General features: G+C 66.7%; 21 protein-coding genes. 15 read left to right on the top strand and 6 right to left on the bottom strand.

The window, feature by feature from the left end:
* A partial coding sequence (locus tag GTP77_RS11730; protein WP_161072343.1) for a transposase occupies positions 1-287 on the bottom strand: 287 nt, incomplete at its 3' end.
* 21 nt (positions 288-308) lie between these two features.
* Between GTP77_RS11730 and GTP77_RS11725 the strand changes: the two genes are divergently transcribed.
* Positions 309-629, top strand: coding sequence for a hypothetical protein (locus GTP77_RS11725; RefSeq protein WP_161072342.1), 321 nt, complete (start codon positions 309-311; stop codon positions 627-629).
* Positions 630-1,326: 697 nt separating this feature from the next.
* Here GTP77_RS11725 and GTP77_RS11720 read toward each other — a convergent pair.
* A complete protein-coding gene (locus tag GTP77_RS11720) occupies positions 1,327-2,385 on the bottom strand; it encodes an ABC transporter substrate-binding protein (protein ID WP_161072341.1) in 1,059 nt (352 codons plus the stop codon).
* A 252-nt stretch (positions 2,386-2,637) separates the two neighbouring features.
* Between GTP77_RS11720 and GTP77_RS11715 the strand changes: the two genes are divergently transcribed.
* The 7 genes from GTP77_RS11715 to GTP77_RS11685 are packed head-to-tail and all read left to right on the top strand — an operon-like array spanning position 2,638 to position 9,304.
* Positions 2,638-3,363 carry a class II aldolase/adducin family protein gene (locus tag GTP77_RS11715; RefSeq protein WP_161072340.1) on the top strand — a complete coding sequence of 242 codons (726 nt, stop codon included), beginning with the start codon at positions 2,638-2,640 and terminating at the stop codon, positions 3,361-3,363.
* Between the two features lie 9 nt (positions 3,364-3,372).
* Complete coding sequence (locus GTP77_RS11710; RefSeq protein WP_229202159.1) at positions 3,373-4,551, top strand: PhnD/SsuA/transferrin family substrate-binding protein; 1,179 nt, start codon at positions 3,373-3,375, stop codon at positions 4,549-4,551.
* 13 nt (positions 4,552-4,564) lie between these two features.
* Positions 4,565-5,560: an ABC transporter permease gene (locus GTP77_RS11705; protein ID WP_161072339.1), complete on the top strand. Its 996-nt coding sequence runs from the start codon at positions 4,565-4,567 to the stop codon at positions 5,558-5,560.
* A gap of 2 nt (positions 5,561-5,562) precedes the next feature.
* Positions 5,563-6,321: an ABC transporter permease gene (locus GTP77_RS11700; protein WP_161072338.1), complete on the top strand. Its 759-nt coding sequence runs from the start codon at positions 5,563-5,565 to the stop codon at positions 6,319-6,321.
* A gap of 7 nt (positions 6,322-6,328) precedes the next feature.
* Positions 6,329-7,135, top strand: coding sequence for an ABC transporter ATP-binding protein (locus GTP77_RS11695; protein ID WP_161072337.1), 807 nt, complete (start codon positions 6,329-6,331; stop codon positions 7,133-7,135).
* Between the two features lie 30 nt (positions 7,136-7,165).
* Positions 7,166-8,221 carry an ABC transporter substrate-binding protein gene (locus tag GTP77_RS11690; protein WP_161072336.1) on the top strand — a complete coding sequence of 352 codons (1,056 nt, stop codon included), beginning with the start codon at positions 7,166-7,168 and terminating at the stop codon, positions 8,219-8,221.
* Positions 8,222-8,239: 18 nt separating this feature from the next.
* Entirely contained in the window at positions 8,240-9,304 is a 1,065-nt protein-coding gene (locus GTP77_RS11685) for an ABC transporter substrate-binding protein (protein ID WP_161072335.1), read from the top strand.
* Between the two features lie 8 nt (positions 9,305-9,312).
* Here the strand turns inward: GTP77_RS11685 and GTP77_RS11680 are convergent, their stop codons facing one another.
* Complete coding sequence (locus tag GTP77_RS11680) at positions 9,313-9,855, bottom strand: YXWGXW repeat-containing protein (protein WP_161072334.1); 543 nt, start codon at positions 9,853-9,855, stop codon at positions 9,313-9,315.
* Between the two features lie 194 nt (positions 9,856-10,049).
* The gene (locus GTP77_RS11675) at positions 10,050-10,304 is read right to left on the bottom strand and encodes a hypothetical protein (protein ID WP_161072333.1); all 255 of its coding nucleotides are present in this window, start codon (positions 10,302-10,304) and stop codon (positions 10,050-10,052) included.
* A gap of 383 nt (positions 10,305-10,687) precedes the next feature.
* On the opposite strand from GTP77_RS11675, the gene GTP77_RS11670 reads away from it, so the two are divergent.
* From GTP77_RS11670 to GTP77_RS11640, 7 genes are all read left to right on the top strand, one after another.
* Positions 10,688-13,831, top strand: coding sequence for a penicillin-binding transpeptidase domain-containing protein (locus GTP77_RS11670; protein ID WP_229202158.1), 3,144 nt, complete (start codon positions 10,688-10,690; stop codon positions 13,829-13,831).
* 113 nt (positions 13,832-13,944) lie between these two features.
* Positions 13,945-15,270: a hypothetical protein gene (locus GTP77_RS11665; protein ID WP_161072331.1), complete on the top strand. Its 1,326-nt coding sequence runs from the start codon at positions 13,945-13,947 to the stop codon at positions 15,268-15,270.
* Positions 15,267-15,845: a hypothetical protein gene (locus tag GTP77_RS11660; protein ID WP_161072330.1), complete on the top strand. Its 579-nt coding sequence runs from the start codon at positions 15,267-15,269 to the stop codon at positions 15,843-15,845. Before GTP77_RS11665 ends, GTP77_RS11660 begins: the two co-directional genes overlap by 4 nt.
* A gap of 2 nt (positions 15,846-15,847) precedes the next feature.
* Positions 15,848-17,110: a hypothetical protein gene (locus GTP77_RS11655; RefSeq protein WP_187358688.1), complete on the top strand. Its 1,263-nt coding sequence runs from the start codon at positions 15,848-15,850 to the stop codon at positions 17,108-17,110.
* Complete coding sequence (locus tag GTP77_RS11650) at positions 17,107-18,201, top strand: hypothetical protein (RefSeq protein ID WP_161072329.1); 1,095 nt, start codon at positions 17,107-17,109, stop codon at positions 18,199-18,201. The genes GTP77_RS11655 and GTP77_RS11650 overlap by 4 nt, the downstream gene beginning before the upstream one ends.
* 111 nt (positions 18,202-18,312) lie before the next feature.
* On the top strand, positions 18,313-20,625 hold the full coding sequence (locus GTP77_RS11645) for a coiled-coil domain-containing protein (RefSeq protein WP_161072328.1): 2,313 nt from the start codon (positions 18,313-18,315) through the stop codon (positions 20,623-20,625).
* Between the two features lie 7 nt (positions 20,626-20,632).
* Positions 20,633-22,933, top strand: coding sequence for an SUMF1/EgtB/PvdO family nonheme iron enzyme (locus tag GTP77_RS11640; protein WP_161072327.1), 2,301 nt, complete (start codon positions 20,633-20,635; stop codon positions 22,931-22,933).
* Positions 22,934-23,039: 106 nt separating this feature from the next.
* Here GTP77_RS11640 and GTP77_RS11635 read toward each other — a convergent pair whose 3' ends face one another.
* Both GTP77_RS11635 and GTP77_RS11630 read right to left on the bottom strand, forming a co-directional pair.
* A complete protein-coding gene (locus GTP77_RS11635) occupies positions 23,040-23,366 on the bottom strand; it encodes a hypothetical protein (RefSeq protein ID WP_161072326.1) in 327 nt (108 codons plus the stop codon).
* On the bottom strand, positions 23,367-23,666 hold the full coding sequence (locus GTP77_RS11630) for a hypothetical protein (protein WP_161072325.1): 300 nt from the start codon (positions 23,664-23,666) through the stop codon (positions 23,367-23,369).
* Between the last annotated feature and the right edge of the window lie 5 nt (positions 23,667-23,671).

Genomic DNA, 23,671 nt, shown 5'->3' with positions numbered 1-23,671 from the left:
CGGCCCAAGTCGATACCGACGAAAGCACGAATGGACTGGCTGTCGTAGATCGCGTCTTCGATGCCTTCATCAGACAAACCAAAGCATTGCTGGGCCACGTACATGCGCAGCATGCGGGCCAGTCCGACTGGCGGACGGCCGGCACCTTCGACCCTCGGATAGAACGGCTCGACCGCTTTATGCAACTTGCCCCAAGGGGTCACGCTGTCGATCTCTGCCAGGAAGCGGTCGCGCCGCGTCAGCTTCTTCTTGGCAGCATATTCAAGGTCGGAAAAGCTCTTTTGCATGGTCGATGGCGGACAGTGGGGGTGCCGTTATTGTCTCAGGTTGGACTGCCGCAGGGAACGGCGTCCGATGAATTAATCAGTGCTTCCCTAATCGCTCGCATCGAAGCAAGTTTGGCTCTACTTCAGGAATATCAAGGCCATGCGCGGGAGCTTGCTGAATCGATTCGAGGAAACGGCAGAGCTCTTGAAGGCATGCCATACGCCCTGATTAAAGAAATTGACAGCATCGCCATGGATCTCGATATCGCCCAGTGGTACGATGAAGACGGATTTGCGCCAGAGATTACGCCAATTCTGGGCCGGGTCCAGAGTTGGCTGACGAAATTGCCCCGCGATGTTTAATCCCGGCCAGAAGCAGACGCAACCATACAAAGAATGAAGTATTGAATTGGCCACCTATTTCAGAAGTTGATTTATGGGGCCGAGTGATTAAGCAGACGTTGAGTTAAAACTGAGGCTTCGAGGATGTACTTGTGTAGACCACGTTTTCGACCGATGGGCGCATTTGCACTTACGGTAATTTTTGCGGGCATTTACTTCGTTTGCGTTAGTATTTTTTGCTCAAAGCGCTCACCTAATTTTGAGCCCGATAGGCCATGCTTTGCTTACATTAGCCCCATTTTTTCTTTGCGGTCTAGTTTATGTGTTAGCCGCAGAGGACGATTCATCAACTAAGATTGTCCGATGGTTCCGTGTTGCTGTCGCGTCTGTGCTAGCGCCAACGCTAGTGTTTTCGCTCATCGCGCTTCTCGGTTTTTCCTTCTTGGACTGGCGAATGTAGTAGACAGGCAGCAAGTTAAGCACCAGACGAATAGTGCTATCGAAGCTCTGTTTCTTGCGATTGCAACCGGCTGAGGATTCAATCGGTAAACGCAACACATTGGTCAAATCGTTGTGCCGGTGTCCGGTAGTTGAGGGTCTTCCTAGACGTTTTAGTAAAGACCAAAAAATCGGGCACGGCACTGTGTCGCTGGGCCGTGGAACGATGCGGACAAAGGCTGGGTCCAAAAAATGGCCACCGCTTCGGTGGCCATCTGCTTTAAGCTGCGGCGCGCAGGCTTTCGCTCACGCGGCGCTGGGCTTCTTCTAGCGGCCTGCGATCTATCCACGCATCCACATCCACATCCCGGTCCAGGAAGCCGTGCACCAGCTGGAAGTGCTTCTGCTGCTTGAACAGCTCCACCTTTTCGTCCGACAGGTCCGGCGCCAGCGCCAGGTGGAACCCATCGCGGTAGGCTTCCGCCACGCCTTTGCCGCCGGCGCGGGTTTCCCCTTGCAGTATCTCCAGCACTTCGTCCTTGTGGCTCCTGGCCCATTCGGCCGCGCGCAGGGTCTGCGTAAGGAAGCGCACCACCAGCTCGAAATGGTCGCGCAGGAAGTCTTCATGCACGGTGATGGGACGCGGCGTGCCGTTGTTGACGCGGTAGCGGCGTTCCAGCTTGTCCAGATCGATGCCCACCACCACGCCTGCGTCCCGCGCCGCATCCGCAGCCGCTGCGCCTTTTACATACACGGCGTCCACTTCGCCCAGCAGCAGCGGTGAAATGCCTTCCCACAGATTGGTGCCCAGGTTGCGGTACTCGGCAGGGGCGTTCTGGCCCAGTTCCACCAGCTCCACGTCGTCCAGCGTCAAGCCTGCGGATGCGAGCGCGCCCTTGTAGCCCGCCAGGCTCATGCCGCGCGCGATGCTGCGGCCGCGCCGGTTGTTTTGCAGGTCGTCGTTGCGGAAGGCGGGCAGCGCCAGGCGTTTGCCTTTCAGGTCTGCCGGCTTGGTGATGCCCGAGCCGGGGCGGACCAGGATGGATTGCCACTCGTCGATCCAAGTCAGGCCTATCAGCCGGGTCGGTGCGCCTTGCGCGCGCGCGGGCAGTGCCAGCAGGTTGCCGCCTTCGCGCACCAGCGTTTCCAGTTGGTGGTCGTAATGGTGGCGCGCCAGCTCGCCGCCGACTTCCTGCAGCGTTTGCAGCTTGATGCCGTCGCGCGCGAACTCCTGGTCCAGCCATCCGAGCTTATATGCCAGCCCGGTGGCCGTGGGGACGGGACAACGTGTGAACCAAACCGTTTCCACCGGTTTGGCTTGCTTTTCAATAGTGCTCATGTCTGTCCTTGTGGTTAGTGGTTGTATCGGTCCGCTGATGATTTCGGAATGCGGCCGCACAAGGGGATTGCAGGAAGCATGCCCGCCTGCGGCATGGCGCGCATGCTGCGGCTGCGACAGTGCAGCGGCGGGCTGCTGCGATATCAACACCGGCTGCTACGCCACGCGCATTGAGCCTTGCGCAGGGGCCGGTTTCGGCTGGCACGCGTCTTGCGAAAGTAGAGGCATGACCAACCCGCAGGGAGAAATGCAATGACTGAAGCACTGGTAGCACAAGCGCAACTGAGCCGGCATGTACAGGATTTCGTGGAGCAGGTTCGCAAGGACGCGCAGCTGGCGTTCAACGCGCTGCGCGAAACCGGCAGCCTGACCGCCAACGGCACCGTGGGATTCGTTGAGCGGATTCCGGGCGAGGACAAGGTGGTGGTGGTGAATGATCCGGGTCCGTTCCGCAAGGGCGAGCCGCTGGTGGCGTCCGTGGTTGGCCTGGACGGCACGGTCTATGCGGGCAATGCCGGCGGCGGCGGGCGCTATCTGAAGCTGTTCCGCGAGCGTCCGGAAGTCACGTCGATCTCGCATGTGCATTCGCCGGCGCTGGGCGCCTGGGCGCAAACCCATCGCACGCTGCCTATCCGCTACGTGCCGGTCCAGCGCTTCCAGCTGATACGCGAGATCCCGATCTATATCGACCGCCGCCAGCCGGAAGTGGACTTCATCCTCGGCCTCATCGCCAAGAACACTTATTCCACCGCCATCCTGGAAGCCAACGGCGGCGCCACAGTATGGGGCAAGCAGGGCTTGATCAAGCTGGCCGAGTTCATTCTGCTGCTGGAGGAGGGCGCCAAGATCCAGATCCAGGCGGAGGCCATCGGCGGCTCGCGCGACTTCGGTCCTGGCGTGCTGCTGCAGCAATGGAAGATGAGTAATCTGATCGAAACCGCGCGCGAGCTGTCCCTGCTGCCCGGCAGCGATCTGTAAGGAGCTGCGATGAAGACGGCACTGTCCCCCACTTCTTTCAAACGTCCGCGCGGTGCGCGTCTTCTGGCTGCTGCTTTGGCGTGCGCGGCTTGCGTTGCCACGGCGGTGATGCCGGGCGCTGCGCAGGCCGGACTGGCCTGGGCGGCCGGTGCGTCCCAGGTGGCCTCGGCTGCTTCTGCCGCTGCCAGTGCGCCGGCCAGTGCCAAGCTGCCGGAAACGGTGCGCATCGCGGCGGTGGCGCGCTCCGCGCCGGCCGGCAAGACGGTCTTTGCAGGCGCTTCGGCGCAGGTGGCGCAGGACCGGTGGCTGGAAACGGAGCTGGGCAAGCTGGGCGTGCGCCTGGAATGGGTGCCGGTGACCACCAACGCCGTGGCCGCGCAAGTGAACGAGGGCTTTGCCAGCAAGAGCATCGACTTCGCGCACTACGGCGACCTGCCGTCCATCATCGCCAATGCATCCGGCCTGCAAACCAGGCTGGTGCTGCCCGGCGGGAGCTTGAATAACACTTATCTGGTGGTGCCGCCGAATTCCACGGCGCGCTCCATCGCCGACTTGAAGGGCAAGCGTATTGCGCTGCATCGCGGCCGTCCCTGGGAGTATCCGTTTGCGCGGCTGCTGCAGGCGCACGGCCTGAAGCTGAGCGACGTGAAGATACTGAACCTGAATCCGCAGGCTGGCGCAGCCGCGCTGGCGACCGGCGGGGTGGATGCTTTCTTCACCTTGAGCGACGCCTTTGTTCTTGAGGATAAGAAGGTGGGCAAGATTATCTGGGCCAGCAAGAAGGCGCCGGAGGACTGGAAGATGCGTGCCGAATTGTGGGGCGACGGGGCCTTCCTGCAGCGCTATCCGCAGGTGGCGCAGCTGGTGGTGTCGGCCTATCTGCGCGAGCACCACAAGGCCGCCGCTGCGGCGGACGCGGGCCGCGACAGCTACATCAAGTCCGAAGCGCTGGGCGGCCAGAGCGAGGAAGTGGTGCGCCGTGAGCTGGAGGGCGACAGCACGCAGTGGAAGGACCGCTGGTCTCCATTGTTCACGCCCGCCGTGCGCGCCCACTACGCGGCCGAGGCGGAGTACGCAAAGCAGGCAGGCCTGATCGCCAAGCCGCTTCCTGTGGACGCATTGTTCGCGCCGCAGTTCGTGAAGCAGGGCCTGGCCCAGCTTCAGCTGCAAGACTACTGGACCCGCTGAGGAAGGAATAGCAATGACCATCGCCGCTGCATACAGGCCCTCGCGGGCGTTGCATGAGGAAGATCCGCTGGCAGCCGCCGCATTTGCCGCCAAGCCGGGCGCTGCATCGGCCGCCACGACAAGCGGAACGGCGGCCGCCCCGGCCTCCGGCGCGCCGAGCGCTGCGCCAGCGGGCACGCCAAAGGTAGCGTTGTCTCTGCAAACCAGGCCCGCGCCGGCCGTGCATCCGGGCCGCCTGCCGGATAGCTTGGCTGACCGCTGGCTGGCGGCGCGCTGGTCCGCCTGGACGGCGCCCGTGCTGGTGTTGCTGCTGTGGTCCGCCGCCACGGCGCTGGAATGGGCGCCGCCGCAGATCCTGGTCTCCCCCTGGCAGGTGGCGCTGACGGCCGCCGAACTGGTGCAGTCCGGTGAACTGACGGACCACCTGAGCGTGAGCCTGTACCGCCTGTTCGCCGGCTTCGCGCTGGGCGGTGCAGCGGGCCTGGCGGCAGGCGTGCTGCTAGGCCTGTCCAAGCCGCTGCGCGCCTTTGTCGAACCCACCTTCAACGTGCTGCGCCAGTTGCCCACCGTGGCGCTGATTCCGCTGTTCATCCTGGTACTGGGCATAGGCGAGAGTTTCAAGGTCTTCATCGTCGCAAAAGCCACCTTCTTTATCGTCGCGCTGGCGGCGCATGACGCAATCCGCAACATCTCCGCGCGCTATTTCGAGGTGGCCTCCGTCTACCGCTTCTCGCGCTGGAACGTTATCCGCCGCGTTGCGCTGCCTGCCATTGTTCCGGACGTACTGGCCGGCGTGCGCATTGCGCTGTCCCGCTCCTGGATGGTGCTGGTTGGCGCGGAGCTGCTGGCCGCCGACAGCGGCCTGGGGCAAATGATGGAAATGGGACGCCAGATGTTCCGCCTGGACGTGGTGATGGTGGGCGTGGTGCTGACCGGCGTGATCGGTTTTGGACTGGACCGCAGCTTCCGCCTGATCGAGCAGCGCCTGACCCGCTGGAAGAAAGGCTGACCATGCAAGCGAAAGCCATCACCATAATCAAAGGCTCGCTGCTGCCGGCAGCCCTGCTGGCCACCTGGCAGTGGGCATCCGGGCAGGGCGCCAGCGCCGCCTATATCTTCGTGCCGCTGCCGCTGCTGTGGGACAGCCTGCTGCAGCTGCTGGCCTCCGGCGAACTCTGGCTGCACGTGAAGGTAAGCCTGGGCCGCACGCTCACCGGCATTGCCCTTGGCGGGACCGTGGGCATCGCCGCCGGCACGCTGATGGCGCAATCACGCGTGGCCGAGCGCCTGATCGGGCCTCTGTACCACAGCATCCGCCAGGTGCCGCTGCTTGGCCTGATACCGCTGCTTGGCCTGTGGGTGGGCAGCGGCGACGCGGCCAAGCTGCTGGTGGTGGCCATCGCCGCCTTCTATCCCACCACGCTCAACACCTGCGAAGGCATACGCAACGTGGAGGTGCGGCTGCGCGAAGTGGGCCAGGTGCTGACGCTCACGCAGTGGCAGACCTTCCGCCGCGTGCTGCTGCCTGCCGCCGCGCCGGCCATTGTTACCGGCCTGACGCACGCGCTGGCCTTCTCCTGGCTGGCCTGCATGGGCGGCGAACTGCTGTTCGCGGCCGGTCCCGGCATCGGCTCGCTGCTGCTGAACGGCGAGGTGGCGGGCCGCATGGACGTGGTGCTGCTGGCCGTGCTGGTGATCGCGCTGGTGGCGCAGGCCATGAACGCCATCCTGAACCGCGTGGCGCGCCGCATCCATCGATTTGAATCTTGAGGAAACCATGAACGCACCTATTTCCAAGGCACTGCTGCACGCGCTGCCTGGCGCGCGCCCCCGCAGCCGCAGCGGCGGCCTGCTGATCGAGCATGTCAGCAAATCCTTCGCGCTGAAAGGCGAGCGCCTGCCCGTGCTGGACGATATCTCCTTCCGTGTGGAGCCGGGCGAGTTTGTCGCCATCGTGGGCGCTTCCGGCTGCGGAAAGTCCACTTTGCTGCGCCTGCTGGCCGGCCTGGACACCGAATACGAAGGCCGCCTGCAGCATGACGGCAAGGACATCCAGGGCACCGACCTGAATCGCGGCCTGGTGTTCCAGGACCACCGCCTGTTCCCCTGGCTGACGGTGGAGCAGAACATTGCGCTCTCCTTTACCAACACCCGCGTGCCTGCGGCCGAGCGCCGCGAGCGCGTGGCGGCGGAGATTGCCCGTGTGGGGCTGGACGGTTTCGCCGACGCTTTCCCGCACCAGCTTTCCGGCGGCATGTCGCAGCGGGCCGCGATCGCGCGTGCGCTGGTGGGCAAGCCGGACGTGCTGCTGCTGGACGAACCGCTGGGCGCGCTGGACGCGCTCACCCGCTTGCGCCTGCAGCAGGAGTTGCGCCGCTTGTGGCAGGAGGAAGGCATCACCATGCTGATGGTCACGCACGATATCGACGAGGCGGTGTATCTGGCGGACCGCATTGTGGTGCTGGACGCACGGCCCGGCCGCATACGCCGCGTGCAGGAAGTGGCGCTGCCGCATCCGCGCCAGCGCGGCCAGGCGGGCTTTGTCGCCATTCGCGACAGCCTGCACGCGGATTTTTCGTTTTAACCCACACTTCAACCCAATCAAGGAGCTGGCATGAGCAATAAACTCGATACGCTGTGGTACACCCGCTGCCCGGTGCCGACCGGTCTCGGCATCGCGCTGCAAAAAGGCTGGCTGGAGGAGTCCTTCCGCTCGCAATGCACCAATGTGCAGTCGCTGCGCGAGTCGGACGACAAAGCGGTGCGTGAGTCGCACTTCGACCATACGCTGCAGAACTCCGTGCGCCACGGGGGCAATATCCCGGCGCTGTGGGCGCGCGCAGCAGGCCGCGACACGCGCGTGCTGGGCTTGTCCTGGTCCGACGAAACGCAGCTGATCCTGACGCTGCCGGACAGCGGCATCAAGACCGTGCGCGACCTGAAGGGCCGCCGTTTCGGCCTGCCGCGCTGGACTTCGGCGCAGATCGACTTTTCGCGCGCGCAGGCCATACGCGGCCTGGAAAACGCCCTCAAGCTGGAAGGCCTGGCGGTGAACGACGTGGAGCTGGTCGACTATATTATCGAAGCGGGGCAGAGCGATGCGCCGGCCGTGCGCGCGGCGGGAAGCAATGTGTTCAGCGGCCGCCGCAGCGGCGGCCAGAGCGCCGAGCTGCTTGGCCTGCTGCGCGGCCAGGTGGACGCGATTTTCCTGAAAGGCGCCAGCGCGGCCCATACGGCCAGCCAGTTCGGCCTGCACACGGTGATCGACACCGGCGCCCATCCTGACCCGCTGATACGCGCCAACAACGGCACGCCCCGCACGCTGACGGTGGACCAGAACCTGCTGGAAAACCATTTCGATTCGGCGGTCCGCATTGTGGAGCAGGTGCTGCGCGCGGAGGACTGGGCGCGCCGCAACCCGGACGAAACGCTCCGCTTCCTGGCGCGCGAATCGAACAGCAGCGAGTACTGGGTGACGGTGGCCTACGGCGAAGACGCGCATCTGCGCCTGGATACAGACCTGTCCGAGACCTCCATCGCCGGCCTGCAGGACTTCAGCGACTTCCTGTTCCGTTGGCAGTTCCTGCCCAATCCGGTGGACGTGCGCAGCTGGATCGACCCGCGTCCGTTTGAAACGGCGCAGTCGCTGCTGCAGCAGCGCGCGGCCTGACGCATACCGGGAGGCGGCATGGACAGACGATCTTTATTGAAGCTGGCCCCGGCGGCGGCGGCGTCAACCCTGGCGCTGCCCGGCCTTGTGCATGCGCAGGGCCAGCCCAAGGTGCTGCGCATCGCCAGCACCGCCTTCGCTGAAAACGGCAAGGCCAGCTTGAGCGGTACGCCCTACCGCGTGCAGCAGGAGGGCTGGCTGGCCGGCGAGCTGGCCAAGCGCGGCGTGCAGCTGGAGTGGTTCCCGGTGACGGGCGACACCGGCGCGACCATGAACGAGGCTTTTGCCAGCGGCCGCATCGAGTTCGCCGCCTATGGGGACTTGCCGTCGGTGATATTGAACGCCGGCGGCGTGCGCACGCAGGTGGTGGTGCCTGCTGGACGCGGCGCGGACCTGTTCCTGCTGGTGCCCACCAGTTCCAGCGCGCGTTCGCTGCTGGACCTGAAGGGAAAACGCATCAGCGTCCATCGCGGACGGCCGTGGGAGCTGGGGCTGCTGCACCTGATCGAGGACAACCGGCTGACGCCGCGCGACTTCAAGCTGGTGAACATGGACATCAAGCCGGGGGCTTCGGCGCTGGCGACAGGGGCGGTGGACGGCTTGTTCCAGCTGAACGGCTATCCCTTGGAAGACAAGGGCATCGGCCGCATCATCTGGAGCAGCAAGGGCCAGCCGGACCGCAAGATGCGCGCCGAGCTGTGGGGACGGCGCGATTACACGCGCGCCAACCCGGAGCTGGCCGAGCTGGTGGCCACTGCCTGGATCAAGGCGCAGTACTGGGCAGCGCAGGATGAGAACAGGGATGCGGTTATCCGCGACGGCACGCGCAACGGCACGCCGGAAAGCGTGATACGGCGTACCTACGACGATCCGTCGCTGCCTTGGAAAGACCGCTGGACGCCCTTGTATGATGAAGTGGTGCATCGCCACTACCGGCGCGTAGTTGCTTTTGCGCGCAGCCAGAAGCTGATACGGCAGGACCTGCCATCGGAGGAATTGCTGGAGCCGCGCTTTGTGAACGCGGCCCTGAAGAACCTCGGGCTGGCGCAGTACTGGAGCGCCAGCCCGGTCAAGCGGACTTAGTTGATGGCTTAGTTGCGGCGCGGGTTGTCCGGCCGGCTGTCATAGCGGTTGGGCACACCGTCGCCGTCGCGGTCGCGGTCATAGCGGTTAGGCACGCCGTCGCGGTCATTGTCGTGGCCACGGCCCCGGTCATGGCCACGGTTGTTGTGGTTGTCGTAGCGGTTGGGGATACCGTCACCATCGCGGTCGCGGTCATAGCGGTTCGGGATGCCGTCATGGTCCATATCGCCCCGGCCTCGGCGGTCCCAGCGGCCTTCGTGGCGTATCCAGTGGCCGTTTGACTGCACCCATTGCGGCTGGATGTAGTAGTAGCCCGGACGTTCGCGCATCCATTGGCCGGCAACCCACACGTGGCGATGGCCGTTCCAGTTCCAGTAGCCGGGCGCCCAGACGTAGCCATGGCGCGGCGGCGGCATGCTTTCATAGCGGAGCGGAGGCGGCGCGGTGCCGATGACCAGGTTGACGTCCACCTGTGCCGAAGCAGGCATCGGCGCGAAAGCGGCAGAGCTTACAGCCAGCAAGGCTGCTGCGTAAAAGGTAGGCTTGATCATTTTGTTCTCCGTTGATGTGTGACGCTGAATTCACTATATCAAGCGGCAGGGATACGGAGAAAGGAAGATGCAACTTCTTACAACTGACACAGCTTTGGAATGGTGTGTGCGCTAGCACACAGAAGCAGGATTCGCCTGCCACGCGGGCGCTGTAGAGGGGCGCATGGCGTGCAGGCGAATGTTCTGGGCCGGCATCAGATCTTGGCCGAAGCGTTGGCTTTGCGTTCTTCGTTCAGCAGTTGCAGTTTCTGTTCGGCGCTTGGGCGTTTGGCGCTGACCACAACCACTTGCATGTCCTTGGCGGCAGCGATGGCGGGTGCGTTGGCACGGGCGACGATGAGCTGTGCTTCGGTGGCCGTTGCGGTGCCGCTATCGAGCACGTAGTTGGCGGCGCAGGCCAGGCCCAGGGTCACGACAAACAGGGCTTCGAAGTTTTTCAGGACGTTCATTTTAGTCTTCCTTCAGGTGGTGGGTGAGTGGTGTTTTGTGTTCCGATGACTGCACTGTATTCAATCCGCCCTCAAGCTTCCAAGGGATTGCGACGAGTGGCGGTTTTTGCGGCGCGAAATGCAAAATCCCGCGATAAAACGATAGCTTTCGAACCACGCTTTCCCCATCCCTCCGCTAAGCCCGGCCATACAGACACCACCGGGGCGGGGAGCATATGCGGGCCAAAATCAGTCACTTGCTGCGCACATGGCGCCGCAGCCGGAACCTGCGCGCCGGGGCGCGTCCGCAGCGCGGCGCTGGCGTAGGGCCTGGCGCAGGGGCGCGGACAGGCGCGGCTAGTGCAAGCGCTGGCGCAAGCTCGCTGCGGCGCCGCGCCGCCGGCATGTCTCCGCTCGCGGTGTGGATGGCCGGGCTGGGCACGCTGGCTGCGCTGGCTGGCGCAGTGCTCATCATCGGCCATGCGCGCGCGCTTGGTGCCGCTACCATCACCACCGCCGATGCCGCCAGCGAGCGCCATGCGGCAACCGTATATCAAGCCGCACTGCCGGGCGCCACGCTGGAAGTGACGCTGCAGGCTGGCGTGCGCTTCAGCCCCGTGGCGGGCGGCGCAGTGCTCGCGCTGGCGGGCATGCAGGGCATCGGTACGGTGCGCGTGGACCTGTGCAGCCAGCTGCGCGAACCTGGCAGCGCAAAACTGGTGCCGCTGCGGCTGGGCTATCGCTTCGACGACGTGCAGCGCTCCGGCCTTGCTGCCGGCGCACTGCGCAACGTGCTGCTGGTTGGCGGCGAGTCCGCCGTCACGGCGGCAATGCCCGAGGTGCGCATCAGCGGCGACGCGCGCGCGGACTTCGGCGGCGAACCGTTGGAGCTGAGCTGGCGCAGCGCGCCAGGCGCATCGGCGCGCTGGCTGAGCGATGCGAGCGAAGGGCGGGTGGTGGAGGGCGGCAGCGGCGCTGCGGGATTCCGCCGGCAAGGCTGGCTGTCGTGGGCCGCCGGCGCCGCCATGCGCGTGGAGCGGCGCGCCAGCGTGGGCTGCCCACAGGCTGGCGAGTTGCTTGTGCAGCTGTATCAGTTGCGTCAGCCAGATGGCGCTTCCGCCGGCACGGGCGTCCGCGGTGCCAGCCTGGCCGCTGGCAGCATGATAGCTTCGGGCGACAAAGTGCTGCTGGCCGCATTTCCCGCCGAAGGCAGCCCGGCTACCGGCTATCTGCAGCCCGGCGTCTACAAGGTTCCGGCGCGCGCCACGGCCCAGCTGGAAGACCAGATTCTCTTCACCGCCCTGCAAGACGCCGGACTGGTACGCCTGGACGCCAGCGGCATGATCGCCGTCGCGCCGCGCGACCTGCCGCAATGGCTGGCCAGCCCACCGTCGTCCCGCGCCACCGAACTTGCCGAGTGGCGGCACGTGCAGCCCGGCGAGGCCACAGTCAAGCTGCTCAAGCGCCTGTACCAGCAGGCCGATGGCGCCTACGTGCGGCAGCAGATCGACATCTACAACAGCGAACGGCGCCTGCTGGCGTGGCGCGTGAAGTCCGGACCAGCCTGGGAAGCCAGCGCCGGCGGCAGTCCTCTGGCTTCTACCTCGCAGATGCCGCCCGCCGCCGCGCGTCTGTTCGCCGAGCTGCCGCAAGGCTGGCAGCCTTGGACGCGCGCCGCCTACTGGCCGCAATCCAGCGCCGCACAAGCCGTGCAACTGACATTGCCTGCGCCCTCCGGTGGCGCGCTGCAATTGCTGGTGGCCGGACGCGTGCTCTCGGTCAGCGGCGCGCATGCAAAGCTGCTTCCCGCCTGCACAGGGCGCGGCTGCGGTAGCGCGAGCGATGCGGTGCAGCTCACCCTGGACCCGCTGCCCGGCGCGCGCGCCATCAGCGTCGAGGTGCAGCCACTGGACATGACGAGTGTCGCCGCAGCCGGAGACCAGGGCTACCGCCACCTGCGCGTGATCAAGGGAGCAGGGCGCATCGTCTGGCAGCCCCTGGAAACAGCCTTGCCCGGCGCGGCGCCCGCTGCACCAGCCGCAGGCAAAGCCGCAGCGGGCGTGCAGCTCCAGGACCGCAACGGCGCGCTGCTGTGGGCGGACGGCAGCGGCACGCCCACCGCACTGGACGCCGGCCTGGCGCCCATGCTGGGAGTCGGTCCTGAACACGCCAGCAGCATTGCCGGCATGCTGGCCCGCGCATCGGCCATGGGCGGCGGCGCTGCGGGCGCCACTGCAAAGCTGTCGCTCGACCTGCCGCTGCAAGCGCTCAGCCAGCGCATCCTCGACTGCATCGGCATGCGCCAGGGCCATTGGGACGGCAAGGCCTGCACCGGCGGCCAGCCCGCGCCGCAAGGGCGCCATGCCGGCTTTATCGTGCTCGATGCCGAAACCGGCGACATCCTCGCCGCCGCAGGCGCCGGCAACGCCCCCGCGACTTCCGCCAACTGGCCGGAAGTGCGCGACTTTGACCGCGCCAACCCCGCCCGCAGCCCCCTGCGCCTGCCCGCGCTCCAGCACGACGGCGGCGCGCACCGCAGCCCCGGCTCCACGTTCAAGATCGTCAGCGCGCTCGGCCTCGAACTGGCCGCCCAGACCGATCCGCGCCTGGACGCGCTCCTGAGCGGCATGCCGCTCCCGGCCATCAACGCCATCGCCCGGCAGCGCGGCTACGCCTTCCAGACCGGCGCCGCGACCTATCCGGCCAGCCCGGGCGGCGCCCACATCACCAACTACAAGGAGCAGGGGCTGGATCGGCGCGCGCAGGAAGGCAAGCTGGGACTGGCGCAAGCGCTGACCTATAGCCTGAACACCTGGTTCGCCTGGTCCTCCGAGCTGAGCGACCGCAGCCTGTTCGGCCGCCCCGACGGCGGTGTGCCCGGCGTGCAGGCGCTGGAAGCGGGCGCGCTCGACCCGGTGCGGCCCATCGCGGCCGCCGCGCACCGGCTGGGATTCGAGCAGCGCCTGCGGCTGGACGGCGGCCTGCTGCCCGGCGACTTTCCCTGGCAGGCCTACGACGCGCTGCAAGCCACGCCTGCCCACGTGGACGAAATCCACACCCGCCACGAGCTGCGGCAAATGGCCATCGGCCTCCGTATGCAGGCGACGCCGCTGCAAATGGCGATGGTGTCCGCCGCCATCGGCCAGGGCGCCACGGTCACGCCTCGGCTGCTGCTGGAGCTGAACGGCAAAGCGGCTAGCGACGCGCAAGCCGCGCCGCTGGGCGCGCGGCTGGACCGCATCCGCGCCGGCATGAAGGGCGTGGTGGACTCCGGCACCGCCGCCGCCGCTTTCAGCGCGCCTGGGCTGGCACCGCTGCGCCTTGGCTTGTACGGCAAGACCGGCACCGCGCCTGTGAGCGACGGGGCGGCCACGGTCTGGTTCACCGGCTGGCTGGAGCCGCGCAGCCTGCCGCAGCAGCCGCACCGGCTTGCGGTGGCGGCCTTTGTCAGCCATTCCGGCGCCAGCGGCGGCGAGCATGCCGCGCCCATGGTGGCCGCGCTGCTGGCGGGCTGGCCTGGGCAGAACGCGGAACAGAGGGGTAAATAGGCGTGTAACAAGAGGAATGGCTGAGTCAAGGATGTGGCATGATTTTGAAGTGTCCGTCGAAGACCATACGATCCCTATGGTCCGGCGGCACCTTTTTTGAACTACGGGATCACATGCGGCTGCCGGGAACGCGTTATCAGGAACACGGATGGGAACAGGTGCGCAAGCTGCTGGGCCACTGCTCGCTGCTGGCCGTGCAGCGCATGGATTTGCTGCTGCTGGCTGGCGGCGGATGCGAAGCCGAGCAGCTCGACATCTACACGGACGCGCTGGCGTCCGAGCTGCGGCAGGCGCAGCGCAGCGCGCGCGGTGAAGCGCCGGGCAACAGCTACGGCGAAAGCGTCTCCGAACTGGCCACCAGCCTCGCGTTCGAACTCCAGGCGCAGCCCTCGTACTGGAGCGGGTTGGCCTCGGCCTTGGCCAGCGAGCACGCCCGGCACGGCGCATTCTGGCTGAACCCCGGCAGCGACGCCATGCTGCGCAAGAAATTCAACGATATGTACGCCGGCCTGCGCGACAAGGTGGACTCGGACAATTACCAGGTAGCCACCGGGCGCGATTGCAGTCCCAATAAAATGTACACCTACCGCATGCTCGATACCGCCTACCGCGAAATTGAGCAGCTGTTCGCCAACTGGCAGCAGCACGAGCAGCAGATTGCCGCCATTCTGGGCCGCGCGGCGGAGGGCATTCCCATCGAAGCCCGCCAGATGAAGTCCATAGGCGGGTGCAAGGCCGAGTGGGTGATACGCTGGAGCGAGTCGCAGGAGCGCTTCGCCGGCTCGCCCGGGCCGCTGCACACCAAGTCCAAGCGCTTCTCCAGCCTGAAGAACAGCCCCGGCAAGATTGCCGCGCTGATGGCGGAAATCGGCGAGTACGAGGCGCTGTCTGCCAATATGGGCGGCGCCGACGATTGGCGCGGCGACGATGGCGAAGCCACCGCCTGGCTGGATGACTATTTGCGCGTGGTGAGCGAGTCGGAGGATGACGCCCGGCAGCATGTGGAGGACCAGATCCTGCCCGCGCCCGGAGAAGAGGATGGCGTCGATGTCCCGCCTGATGCGGACTCCGATGCGGATGCGGACGTGCCCCAGCCCATCCGCGACCCCGCGCTTGCCGCAGCCGACCAGGCCCTCGCTGCCAGCCTTTCCTTGCCCCTCCGCTTTATGGAGCTGGCTACCGCCGCCCAGGATGGCGGCAGCCGCATGCTGCAGGTGCTGGACGAGGAATCGCTGCCGATCCGGCTGGCGGTGTACCAGAAACTGCTCGGCGCGGAAGACGAAAGCTATCCGGACGCCTGGCTGGACCCGGCCACCGGCGAACTGCCGACCTTGCAGCAACTGGCGGCGCTGGACCGGATTTCGATGCCGACGCTGCGCAAGCGCCGCAACGAGGCCATCGACAAGCTGTACGCAATGAATGGAAGGATGCAAAAATGACCACGCCGGACCGGAAATTGCAAGAGCGCCTGCTGCTGTCCCGGGCGGTGCCGGGAGACCGCCTGATGCTGTCGGACGCGGTGCTGCTGGCGGCGCTGGACGGCAGCCGCGCGCTTACGCCGAACGAGCGCGCCGCGCTCCAGGCTTCGCCATTGACGCTGCGGCGCTTTCGCCAGTTGTCGCTGGAGCGCCGCGCGGTAGCGGAGGCTGGTGCGGCCAATGACGCGGTGTGGCAGCGCAGCGCAGGTATGCTGCGCGCCGCTTCGACCAGCGCCGTGCTGGACGAACTGATGACGGACGACGGCCACTGGCAGTTGCATTTTGTGCAAAACGGGGAAGATGACCGGGAGGGCTGGCAGCTCATTCTCAAACTTGACGCCGGTGCGCCATTCGCTGCGCGCCTGCTGCGCGAGCAGCCCATGCTGCGCGTGGTGGACGGGGGCGGCGCCATATTGCTGCAGGGCCGGCTGGACGCGGACGGCGAATGCGAGCACGCGTGGCCGTTCGACACAGCACCGGTGGCGCATTTCCAGCTGTACGGCGCGAGCTTTGCCGTTGAGCCGGTGGCGCGGTAATCATGGGCCTCTTTTCCTTCGTCCGCAGCCGCAGCGCAGCGCAGGATGCCGCACAGGATGCGTCCTGCGCTGCACTGGGACGCAGCCTGGTGGCGGTGCGCTTGCGCGGCGCGCAGGCACCCGCCGGTTGCGTGCAGGTGATATTCAGCGAGAGCGGTCAGTCTCGGCGGGCAAGCGCCGGTAGTGCAAAGGAAGGGGAGGTGGCGTATGCCTTCCATCCGGGGCCATATAGCGTGGATGTGACGCCCTATGCCGCCGCGCCGGAAATCGGCCTGCGCACCCGTGTGCTGATCGATGCGGCGGATCCGCGCGTGGCGCAGCAGCGCTTTGATTTGTACCTGTTCAGCGAAGTGGCGGAAGCGCTGGCCCTGGCGGACTTGCAGGCGGCCGTGGAAGCGGCGGTGCAGGAAGCGCTGTCGCAAGGCATGCTGGACCTGCCGCCATGCACCTCGCTGGACGAGTGGAACGGCTTCCGCGCAGGCTTGAACCAGTTGCTCTACACGCGCTTCGGCGTGACGGTGGAAGACTGCCTGCCGGTAGATCTGGGCGAGCAAACCGACTACGCCGCCCAGCTGCGTGCCCGTGCGCAGACTACGCCTGCCGCCGCCGCCCCGGACGCGTCCGCCGCCAGCAACGCGTCTGCCAGCATGCCAGACGCCCCCGCAACTGCTGAAATCCTGCTGGACGAAGCAACGCCAGCATCCGTGCACGCTGGCGCAGGTGCTGCTGCAGCCGTCATCGCCGCAGCCGGCGCCACGAACGCCGCTGTTGCTGCTACGGCCCGCGACGACGCGCATGCGCTGCGCCGCCTGTTCCTTGAGCTGCCCGCGCTGTCGAGCGGCTTCCGGCAGGTGGCGCTGCCACCGGGCCAGGCCTTGTTCCTGGCGCACCGCAGCCTGTTGCAGCGTGTCGCGCTGCTCGCGCTCGACGTCAACACCATGCCCGCCCTGGCCTGGTCCGCCCCCGACCTGCCGTCTCCGCGCGCACAACAAGAGCGCCGTTCGGGCCACAGCATTCTGGCGGCGCGCGAACTTGACCAGGCCTGGGCCTTGCTCGCGCGCCTGCAACTGGCCGCCAACCCACTGCAATTCGGCGCGGCCTGCGGCACTGCCGACCCTGAACCGGCGCTCGCCGCCCTGATGGACGAAGCCGAGCGCATCGTCGCCAACCTTGACCACCACCTTGCACAGCGCCGCGCCGCCGCCGGCGAACACGCAGTAGAGGCCTATGCGGGGCCTGAACAGCGCCGGGAGCCATCGCTATGACCTGCACAAGCCCGAAACTCCCTGCCAACGCAGAGTGCCGCTGCGTGCTGGCCGACGGCCGCGTGCTGACCATCACCGCCAGCCGCCGCCCGCGCGCCAACCGCGCCGACGTCAAATGCGCCGTGTCCGGTGCGCCCGCCCTGAGCGAGCGTATGCAGGAAGTCGTGCGCCTGGCGCGCCACACCGAACACCGCTTCGACAGCCGCGACCAGGTTGTGCTCAGCATGGACCTCGCTCCATCGGCCGGCGAACGTGGCTGGGAACTGGCTGCCGTGCTGGCGGACCGCATGGTGCGCGGCGCCTGGCAGCCCGCCTGCCCGCTGGTCTACGCTGACGGCTGGTCCGACAACTGGCATTGCGGCAGCGTGAGCGGCAAGGCCGAAGCCTCCGCGCACCTGCAAGCGCTGATCTCCGCCAGCCCCGTGCCGGCGCTAGCCGTGCTGGGCGCGGCGAACGCCCCAGGCGCCGAAGCGGCACAAACCATCCCCGGCAGCCTGACCCTGTCCCACCTTGGCGCCCTGACCGGACACACCGATCCATCGGCCTCCGTGTCCAGCGCGCGCGCCTGGTTCCCGCTGCACAGCGGCGGCATCAACGATAGCCTGAACTGGGTGGAAGTCAGCGTCCACCCCGTGGAGCAGGGCGGCGCCGACGAGGAAGACACCATCGCCGTCCCTGGTCTGGGCCTGACCGCGCAACTGGCCATCCGCCAGACGCTGGCCGGCGCGCGCCACTTCGACGGCCGTGGCCTGGGCCGCTGGCGCACCGTGGTGCGCTTCGGCCAGCCGCGCTTCCAGGGCGCCTCCTACGAACTGGCGCTGGTCATGGCCGACCGCCTCGCGCGTGGCCGCGAGTTCGTGCCGCGCGGCCGCATCATCGCCAGCGGCTGCTCCAGCGCTTGGCATGCCGGCCGCGTGGACACCGTGGAAGGCCGCGAAGCCAAGATGGAGTTGATACTAAAACAAGCCGTCCAGGGCGACCGCGTGCTGCTGCCCCGGGATTGGCAAAACGACATCCCGCCAGCCTACGTCGGCGCCCTGCGCGCCCGTGGCGCCTCGCTGGCGTGCATAGAACGGATAGGCATGATCTAAGCCAGGGCTTGAATCGTGCGCAAGATAAAAGCGGCGCGCCCCTGCTAAAATCAGGACCGGACGGGGCGGCTGGAATGGGTATGCGGTAAGCAGGTTTACAAGGAGTTCGACATGTTCCGAATGTTTGGTTTTGGCGGCGTAAAATGCCCGCGCTGCGAGCATAAAAATGGCGCCGGCACCGGCTACTGCGCGAACTGCGGAGTGATATTGGGTGCGCCGCACAATGAGCCCGTGCTGCGCGATAACCGCTGGATACCGGCCAACGACGAACTGGCCGTCTATTTCGGTGTACGCCAACTATCGGGCGTCTTCAACAAGACACTGCGCGTGCCGGCCACCACCCGCGCCTACATCCTGCAGGCAGACAAGGCCACCGAAGTGCCGCAAGGCGAATACGAGATCGAAGGCTTCTTCACGCGCCTGAACCATCTGCTGCGCGACCAGCACGCCGAAATCCTGATCACGCGCACCACGCCGCTGCCAGTGGAGTTCTCCTTCAGCGACCTGCACACCGCCGAGCACCTGAAAGTGGCCGCGCGTTTCAAGGTTGGCATCAAGGTGGAAAACGTCGCCGCCTTTGCCCAGCATTTCATGACCGTGCCCGGCGCCGTCACCACCTTGCATCTGCACGCGCTGCTGGCGGACTCCGTGCGCCAGGTGGCGGCGGAATTCATCGGCGGACGCTCCATGCGCGACATGAGCGGCAATGCCGACCTGCGTTTGCAACTGGACGAGCGCCTGCAAGCCGCCCTCAAGCTGCGCCTGGCCGAATTCGGCCTGGCCGTGGCGCAGGTGGACACGCTGTCCCTGCGGCACGACAAGTTCGACAACAATCGCGAGCGTGTGGGTTCCCTGTGGCTGGTGGCCGACGAGCGCCACGCGCAGCTGGAGCACGTCAAGCAGCTCGATGAACTCTACAACGAAGAAGAATGGCAAGCCATCTGGCGCGAGGAGCAGAAGCTGCGCAGCGATTTCCGCCGTGCCGAACTGCGCCAGGACGCCAACGTGGACAAGGCCGAACTGGCGCAGCAGGAGGCCGAACGCGTGCAGGCCATCCGCGCGCGCGAGGTGGACCTGTACGGCCGCATTATCGAATCGCGCACGCGCCGCGAGGCCTTCGAGCGGGGCGCCGGCGCCACGCTGATCGAACTGGAACACGATCTGGCGAAGAAGAAGGCCGGCCGCGCCGGCGACGTGGCCGAATGGGAGCATGTACGCCAACTGGCGCAGATCAAGATGCGCACCGAGCTGGAAGTGGCGCAGCAGGCCGCGCTGGAGCAGCGCCAACTGGCACAGCAGCGCTTCTCGCACCAGCTGCACATGCAGCAGATCCAGAACCAGGTGGCGCAGGCGCTGACCATCGAAGACGAGGCGCACCGCCGCGCGCAGCTGCTCCGCTTGCGCAAGAGTGAAACGGATGCGCAGCAGCGCGAGGCCGAGCTGGAGGCGGAGCACCACAAGGCGCGCTTCCACGGCGTGGCGCTGGCCAACGCGGCGCGCAAGCGCGAAGCGGAGCGCGTGCAGGAATGGCAGGACCAGCAGCAACTGGCGCACCAGCGCGAACTGCTGCGCGGCGAAGCCGTGAAGGACGCCGAGAATGCTGTGCAAGTGGCTGAAGTGAACCAGAAGCTGGACCAGATGCGGCGCGACGGCGCCAGCGCCGACGCGGTGGCGCAGCACGAAAAACTGCTGCGCACGATAGATGCGGACGGCGTGCAGCAGCGCCAGGCCCAGGCCGTGATCCATCGCGCCGCGCTGGACCAGCTGGCGGTCGACGAGCAGCGCCTGGCGCTGAAACAGCGCGAACAGGAAGCCGACTGGCAGCGCGACCTGAAGAAGATGGAGCATGAGCGCGAGCAGAACTTCGCGCGCTGGAAAGGCGAATACGACCTGCTGCTGGCGCAGCAGTCGCACGCGGCGGAACTGGCGCGCATCGATATCGAGCGCATCGCCACCATCGGCAACCTGAGCGACACCGGCAAGGTGGCGATGGCTCCCGCGCAGAACGCCGCTGCGCTGGCCCAGGTGATGAAGGAACAGGTGCGCGCCGGCATGAGCCCTGCGCAAATCCAGTCCATGGCGGCCGTGGTGGCCGCCGAGAATAGCCTGAGCCCGGCCGAGGCCATGCGCATGCTGCAGGAGCGCGTGAATGAAGAACGCGCCCACCGCGATGCGCAGGAACAGAAGGACAAGCAGCACCAGCTCGACCTGCTCAAGCTGCAAAACGCCACCCACGCCAATGCGCTGAGCGCGCAGATGCAGCTGGGCGTGGGCGTGGCCCAGGCGGGCGCGCCGGTGCATCACCATCACGCGGCTGCTAATGGACCTGGGCAGCCTGCCGTTAATGTTTGCGTGAACGGCCACCCGGTCCCCGCCGACCGTCCGAATGCAAAATTCTGCGCCGAATGCGGCGTGCCTTTATAAGTTGAAGATGCAAACAGCAAGAGACAAGATACGTGAACTGCGCGCCTTGCATGACGATGGCCTGTTAAGCCTGCAAGAGTTCGACCGCCGCAAGAACGCTATCCTGGACGCCGAGTATTCGCCGCTGGGAGGCAGCGCCGCGCCCGGCGCGTCCGCATCGCCCATCCAGATCAGGCAGGGCACGGAACTGGGCCTGATGGCGGGCCAGGAGATCGGCCCGCAGAACCGGCGCTACCGGCTGGAGCGCCTGATAGGCCTGGGCGGCATGGGCCAGGTGTGGCAGGCCACCGATTTGGCCACGCAGGAGGAACTGGGCCACAGCGCGCAGGTGGCGCTGAAGATATTGCCGCCGCAGCTGACCCAGAGCGCCACGCACACCAAGCTGCTGATCGAGGAAGCGACGCAGGCGCGCCGCCTGTCGCACGAGAACATCGTGCGCATCTACGAATGGGCGCAGGACCCGGCCACGGCCAGCTACTTCATCATCATGGAATGCCTGGACGGCCAGGACCTGGACGCCTGGCTGGCCCACTCCGGCCCGGCCACGCCGGAGCAGGTCCAGACCTTGCTGCGGCCCGTGGCGCATGCGCTGGACTATGCCTGGGACAAGTACAAGCTGGTGCACCGCGACATCAAGCCCGGCAACGTCTTCCTGACCCAGAAAGGCGAGGTCAAGCTGCTGGACTTCGGCATCGCCTCGCGTGCGCGCAACGCGGGCAGCAGCCTTGGGATGCAGACGCCGAACGCAGGCACCACCGGCTACCGCGCGCCGGAAGCGGGCGCTTCGCAGCGTCAGCCCAGCCCCAAGCTGGACGTGTACGCGGTGGCGGTGATGATCTACCAGCTGCTGGAGGGTAGGCTGCCCTTCGACGAAAACCGCAGCGCACAGTTTCTGCCGTCCGCACCCGCCGCACTCAACGAGATGCAATGGCAGGTGCTGCAGCGCGGCTTCGCCTTTGCGCAGGACCAGCGTCCCGAGTCGGTGACCGCGCTGCTGGACGCCTTGCTGGGCGCATCCGGTCCCAGCGAGGAGGAACTGGCGGCGCAGGCGGCCGAGCGGCTGGCGCGCGAGCGCCAGCGCGAGCAGGAGCAGCGGCGCGAGCAGGCGGTGCGCGCCGAACAGGCCAAGGCGGAGGAGTTGAAACGCCAGGCGGAGCTGGCCGAGCGCCGCAAGGCGGAGGCGCAGGCGGCCGCGCTGGAAAAGGTAAAGCTGGATCAGCAGCGGCGCGAACTGGAACGCCAGCAGCGGCTGGACGCGGAGCAGGCTGCCAAGGAACGCAAGGCGCGCCTGCGCGAGCAGTTGCTGGCGCGGCGCGAGGCGGACGCCTTGAAGGCGCGCCAGGCGCAGGAGGAACAGCAGCGCAAGGCGGCGCAGCTCAAGGCGGAAGCCGCCTATCGCGCCGAGCAGGAGCGTCACCGCAAGGAACAGGCGGCGCGCAACGCGGCCGAACTGGCGGCGCTCATGCCCACGCCCGGCAGCCCCGTTGCGGACGCCAGCGGCGTGCTGCGCGACCGTTTCCTGGACGGCACCGGCGTAGGGCCGGATCTGGTGCTGATACCGACCGGGCGCTTTCAAATGGGTTCGTCCGAGCATGAGCGCGCTGTCGCCATCCGGGCCGGATCGCAAAAGTCCTGGCTGGACCGGGAGACGCCGCAGCACTGGGTGGGCATAGAATATCCCTTCGCCCTGGGACGCTTCCCGGTGACGGTGGGCCAGTGGCGCCAGTTTGCGCGCGCCACGGGTTGGGAGTCCATGTCGGACACGGACTGGGCCTCGCCCGGATTCAAGCAGGGAGACGAGCATCCGGTGGTGGGCGTGAGCTGGAACGACGTGCAGAAGTATCTGGCCTGGCTGTCGGAGAAGACGGGGCAGCTGTACCGCCTGCCGAGCGAGACGGAGTGGGAATACGCCTGCCGCGCCGGCACGCACACGGCGTTCAGCTTCGGCGATGACATCAGCACGGAGATGGCCAACTACGACGGCAATTTCACCTACAACAACGGGGCCAAGGGAGAGTTCCGGCACGGGACGACCAAGGTCGATGCGTTCCAGCCGAATCCCTGGGGGCTGTTCGATATGCACGGCAATGTGTGGGAATGGACGCAGGACGTGGTGCATGACAATTACGAAGGCGCGCCGGGCGACGGCAGCGCCTGGGAGCGGGGCGGCGACGCTGCGCGGCGCGTGCTGCGCGGTGGCTCCTGGCTGTACCAGCCGCGCTACCTGCGTTCCGCGCTGCGCAACGGCTACTCGGCCGTGCTGGCCAATGACATCGTCGGCTTCCGGGTAGCGCGCAAGCTCGCGTAAGCCGACGGGCTGCGGACATGGCGGGTTACGCTACGCTAACCCGCCCTACGCAGTGGTATCGCCGGCTGCATTCGTAGGGCGGGTTAGGCGAAGCCGTAACCCGCCATCACGCGAGGCAGCGCAGCTTCGGCGTTTGGCGCATTGTGGGCGCGTCCAGCGGATCCACCATCAGCCGGACGCCGCGTGCGGCGAAGCGGTAGCGGCGGCCGGTGGCGCTGCCGGTCACCACCAGCGCCGCCAAGCCGTCATACACAAAAGGCACCCCCGCCGGCGTGGCGAAATGCGGCATGCCTGCCGGCGTTTCGGCCACGGCCGGCTGTGCGGCCCGCATGCTGTCCTGCGCACTCGCCCGCAGCCCCGCACTGGCGCTGTATCCCTGCGAGCCATAGATCTTCTGCACCACCTGCTGGCGCTTGCTTCCGCAGCATCCCATTTAAGGCTCCTCTTGCCGTAGCGCGCCGCGCACGCGCTCCAGCGTGATCGCTGCGGCGGACAGCGCGGGCCACAGCAGTACAAAGTGCTGCCAGCTTGTGCCCAGCATGGCGGCGGCCGGCAGCGCCACCCACAGGCTGGCGCAGTAGAAACAGTCCATCGTGCGCCCCAGAAAACCGTCGCCCGCCCAGCCGCGCAGCCGCACCGTCAAGTCCCACGGGCCGTCCTCGGCGTGCAGCAGGTGCGTCACCCGCCATACCGCCAGGACGGCCAGCAGCAGCTCGTACCATGCGCCGCCCATCTGCA

The sequence above is a fragment of the Pseudoduganella aquatica genome, from assembly GCF_009857595.1.
GTDB classification, from domain to species: domain Bacteria; phylum Pseudomonadota; class Gammaproteobacteria; order Burkholderiales; family Burkholderiaceae_D; genus Rugamonas; species Rugamonas aquatica_A.
This window is presented reverse-complemented; position numbering and strand designations above follow the sequence as displayed.

Bases quoted from the DNA above. Each gene is read 5' to 3' on its own strand.
- GTP77_RS11720 (WP_161072341.1), bottom strand. From the start codon at position 2,385: ATGAGCACTATTGAAAAGCAAGCCAAACCGGTGGAAACGGTTTGGTTC.
- GTP77_RS11715 (WP_161072340.1), top strand. From the start codon at position 2,638: ATGACTGAAGCACTGGTAGCACAAGCGCAACTGAGCCGGCATGTACAG.
- GTP77_RS11710 (WP_229202159.1), top strand. From the start codon at position 3,373: ATGAAGACGGCACTGTCCCCCACTTCTTTCAAACGTCCGCGCGGTGCG.
- GTP77_RS11705 (WP_161072339.1), top strand. From the start codon at position 4,565: ATGACCATCGCCGCTGCATACAGGCCCTCGCGGGCGTTGCATGAGGAA.
- GTP77_RS11700 (WP_161072338.1), top strand. From the start codon at position 5,563: ATGCAAGCGAAAGCCATCACCATAATCAAAGGCTCGCTGCTGCCGGCA.
- GTP77_RS11695 (WP_161072337.1), top strand. From the start codon at position 6,329: ATGAACGCACCTATTTCCAAGGCACTGCTGCACGCGCTGCCTGGCGCG.
- GTP77_RS11690 (WP_161072336.1), top strand. From the start codon at position 7,166: ATGAGCAATAAACTCGATACGCTGTGGTACACCCGCTGCCCGGTGCCG.
- GTP77_RS11685 (WP_161072335.1), top strand. From the start codon at position 8,240: ATGGACAGACGATCTTTATTGAAGCTGGCCCCGGCGGCGGCGGCGTCA.
- GTP77_RS11680 (WP_161072334.1), bottom strand. From the start codon at position 9,855: ATGATCAAGCCTACCTTTTACGCAGCAGCCTTGCTGGCTGTAAGCTCT.
- GTP77_RS11675 (WP_161072333.1), bottom strand. From the start codon at position 10,304: ATGAACGTCCTGAAAAACTTCGAAGCCCTGTTTGTCGTGACCCTGGGC.
- GTP77_RS11670 (WP_229202158.1), top strand. From the start codon at position 10,688: ATGTCTCCGCTCGCGGTGTGGATGGCCGGGCTGGGCACGCTGGCTGCG.
- GTP77_RS11665 (WP_161072331.1), top strand. From the start codon at position 13,945: ATGCGGCTGCCGGGAACGCGTTATCAGGAACACGGATGGGAACAGGTG.
- GTP77_RS11660 (WP_161072330.1), top strand. From the start codon at position 15,267: ATGACCACGCCGGACCGGAAATTGCAAGAGCGCCTGCTGCTGTCCCGG.
- GTP77_RS11655 (WP_187358688.1), top strand. From the start codon at position 15,848: ATGGGCCTCTTTTCCTTCGTCCGCAGCCGCAGCGCAGCGCAGGATGCC.
- GTP77_RS11650 (WP_161072329.1), top strand. From the start codon at position 17,107: ATGACCTGCACAAGCCCGAAACTCCCTGCCAACGCAGAGTGCCGCTGC.
- GTP77_RS11645 (WP_161072328.1), top strand. From the start codon at position 18,313: ATGTTCCGAATGTTTGGTTTTGGCGGCGTAAAATGCCCGCGCTGCGAG.
- GTP77_RS11640 (WP_161072327.1), top strand. From the start codon at position 20,633: ATGCAAACAGCAAGAGACAAGATACGTGAACTGCGCGCCTTGCATGAC.
- GTP77_RS11635 (WP_161072326.1), bottom strand. From the start codon at position 23,366: ATGGGATGCTGCGGAAGCAAGCGCCAGCAGGTGGTGCAGAAGATCTAT.
- GTP77_RS11630 (WP_161072325.1), bottom strand. From the start codon at position 23,666: ATGGGCGGCGCATGGTACGAGCTGCTGCTGGCCGTCCTGGCGGTATGG.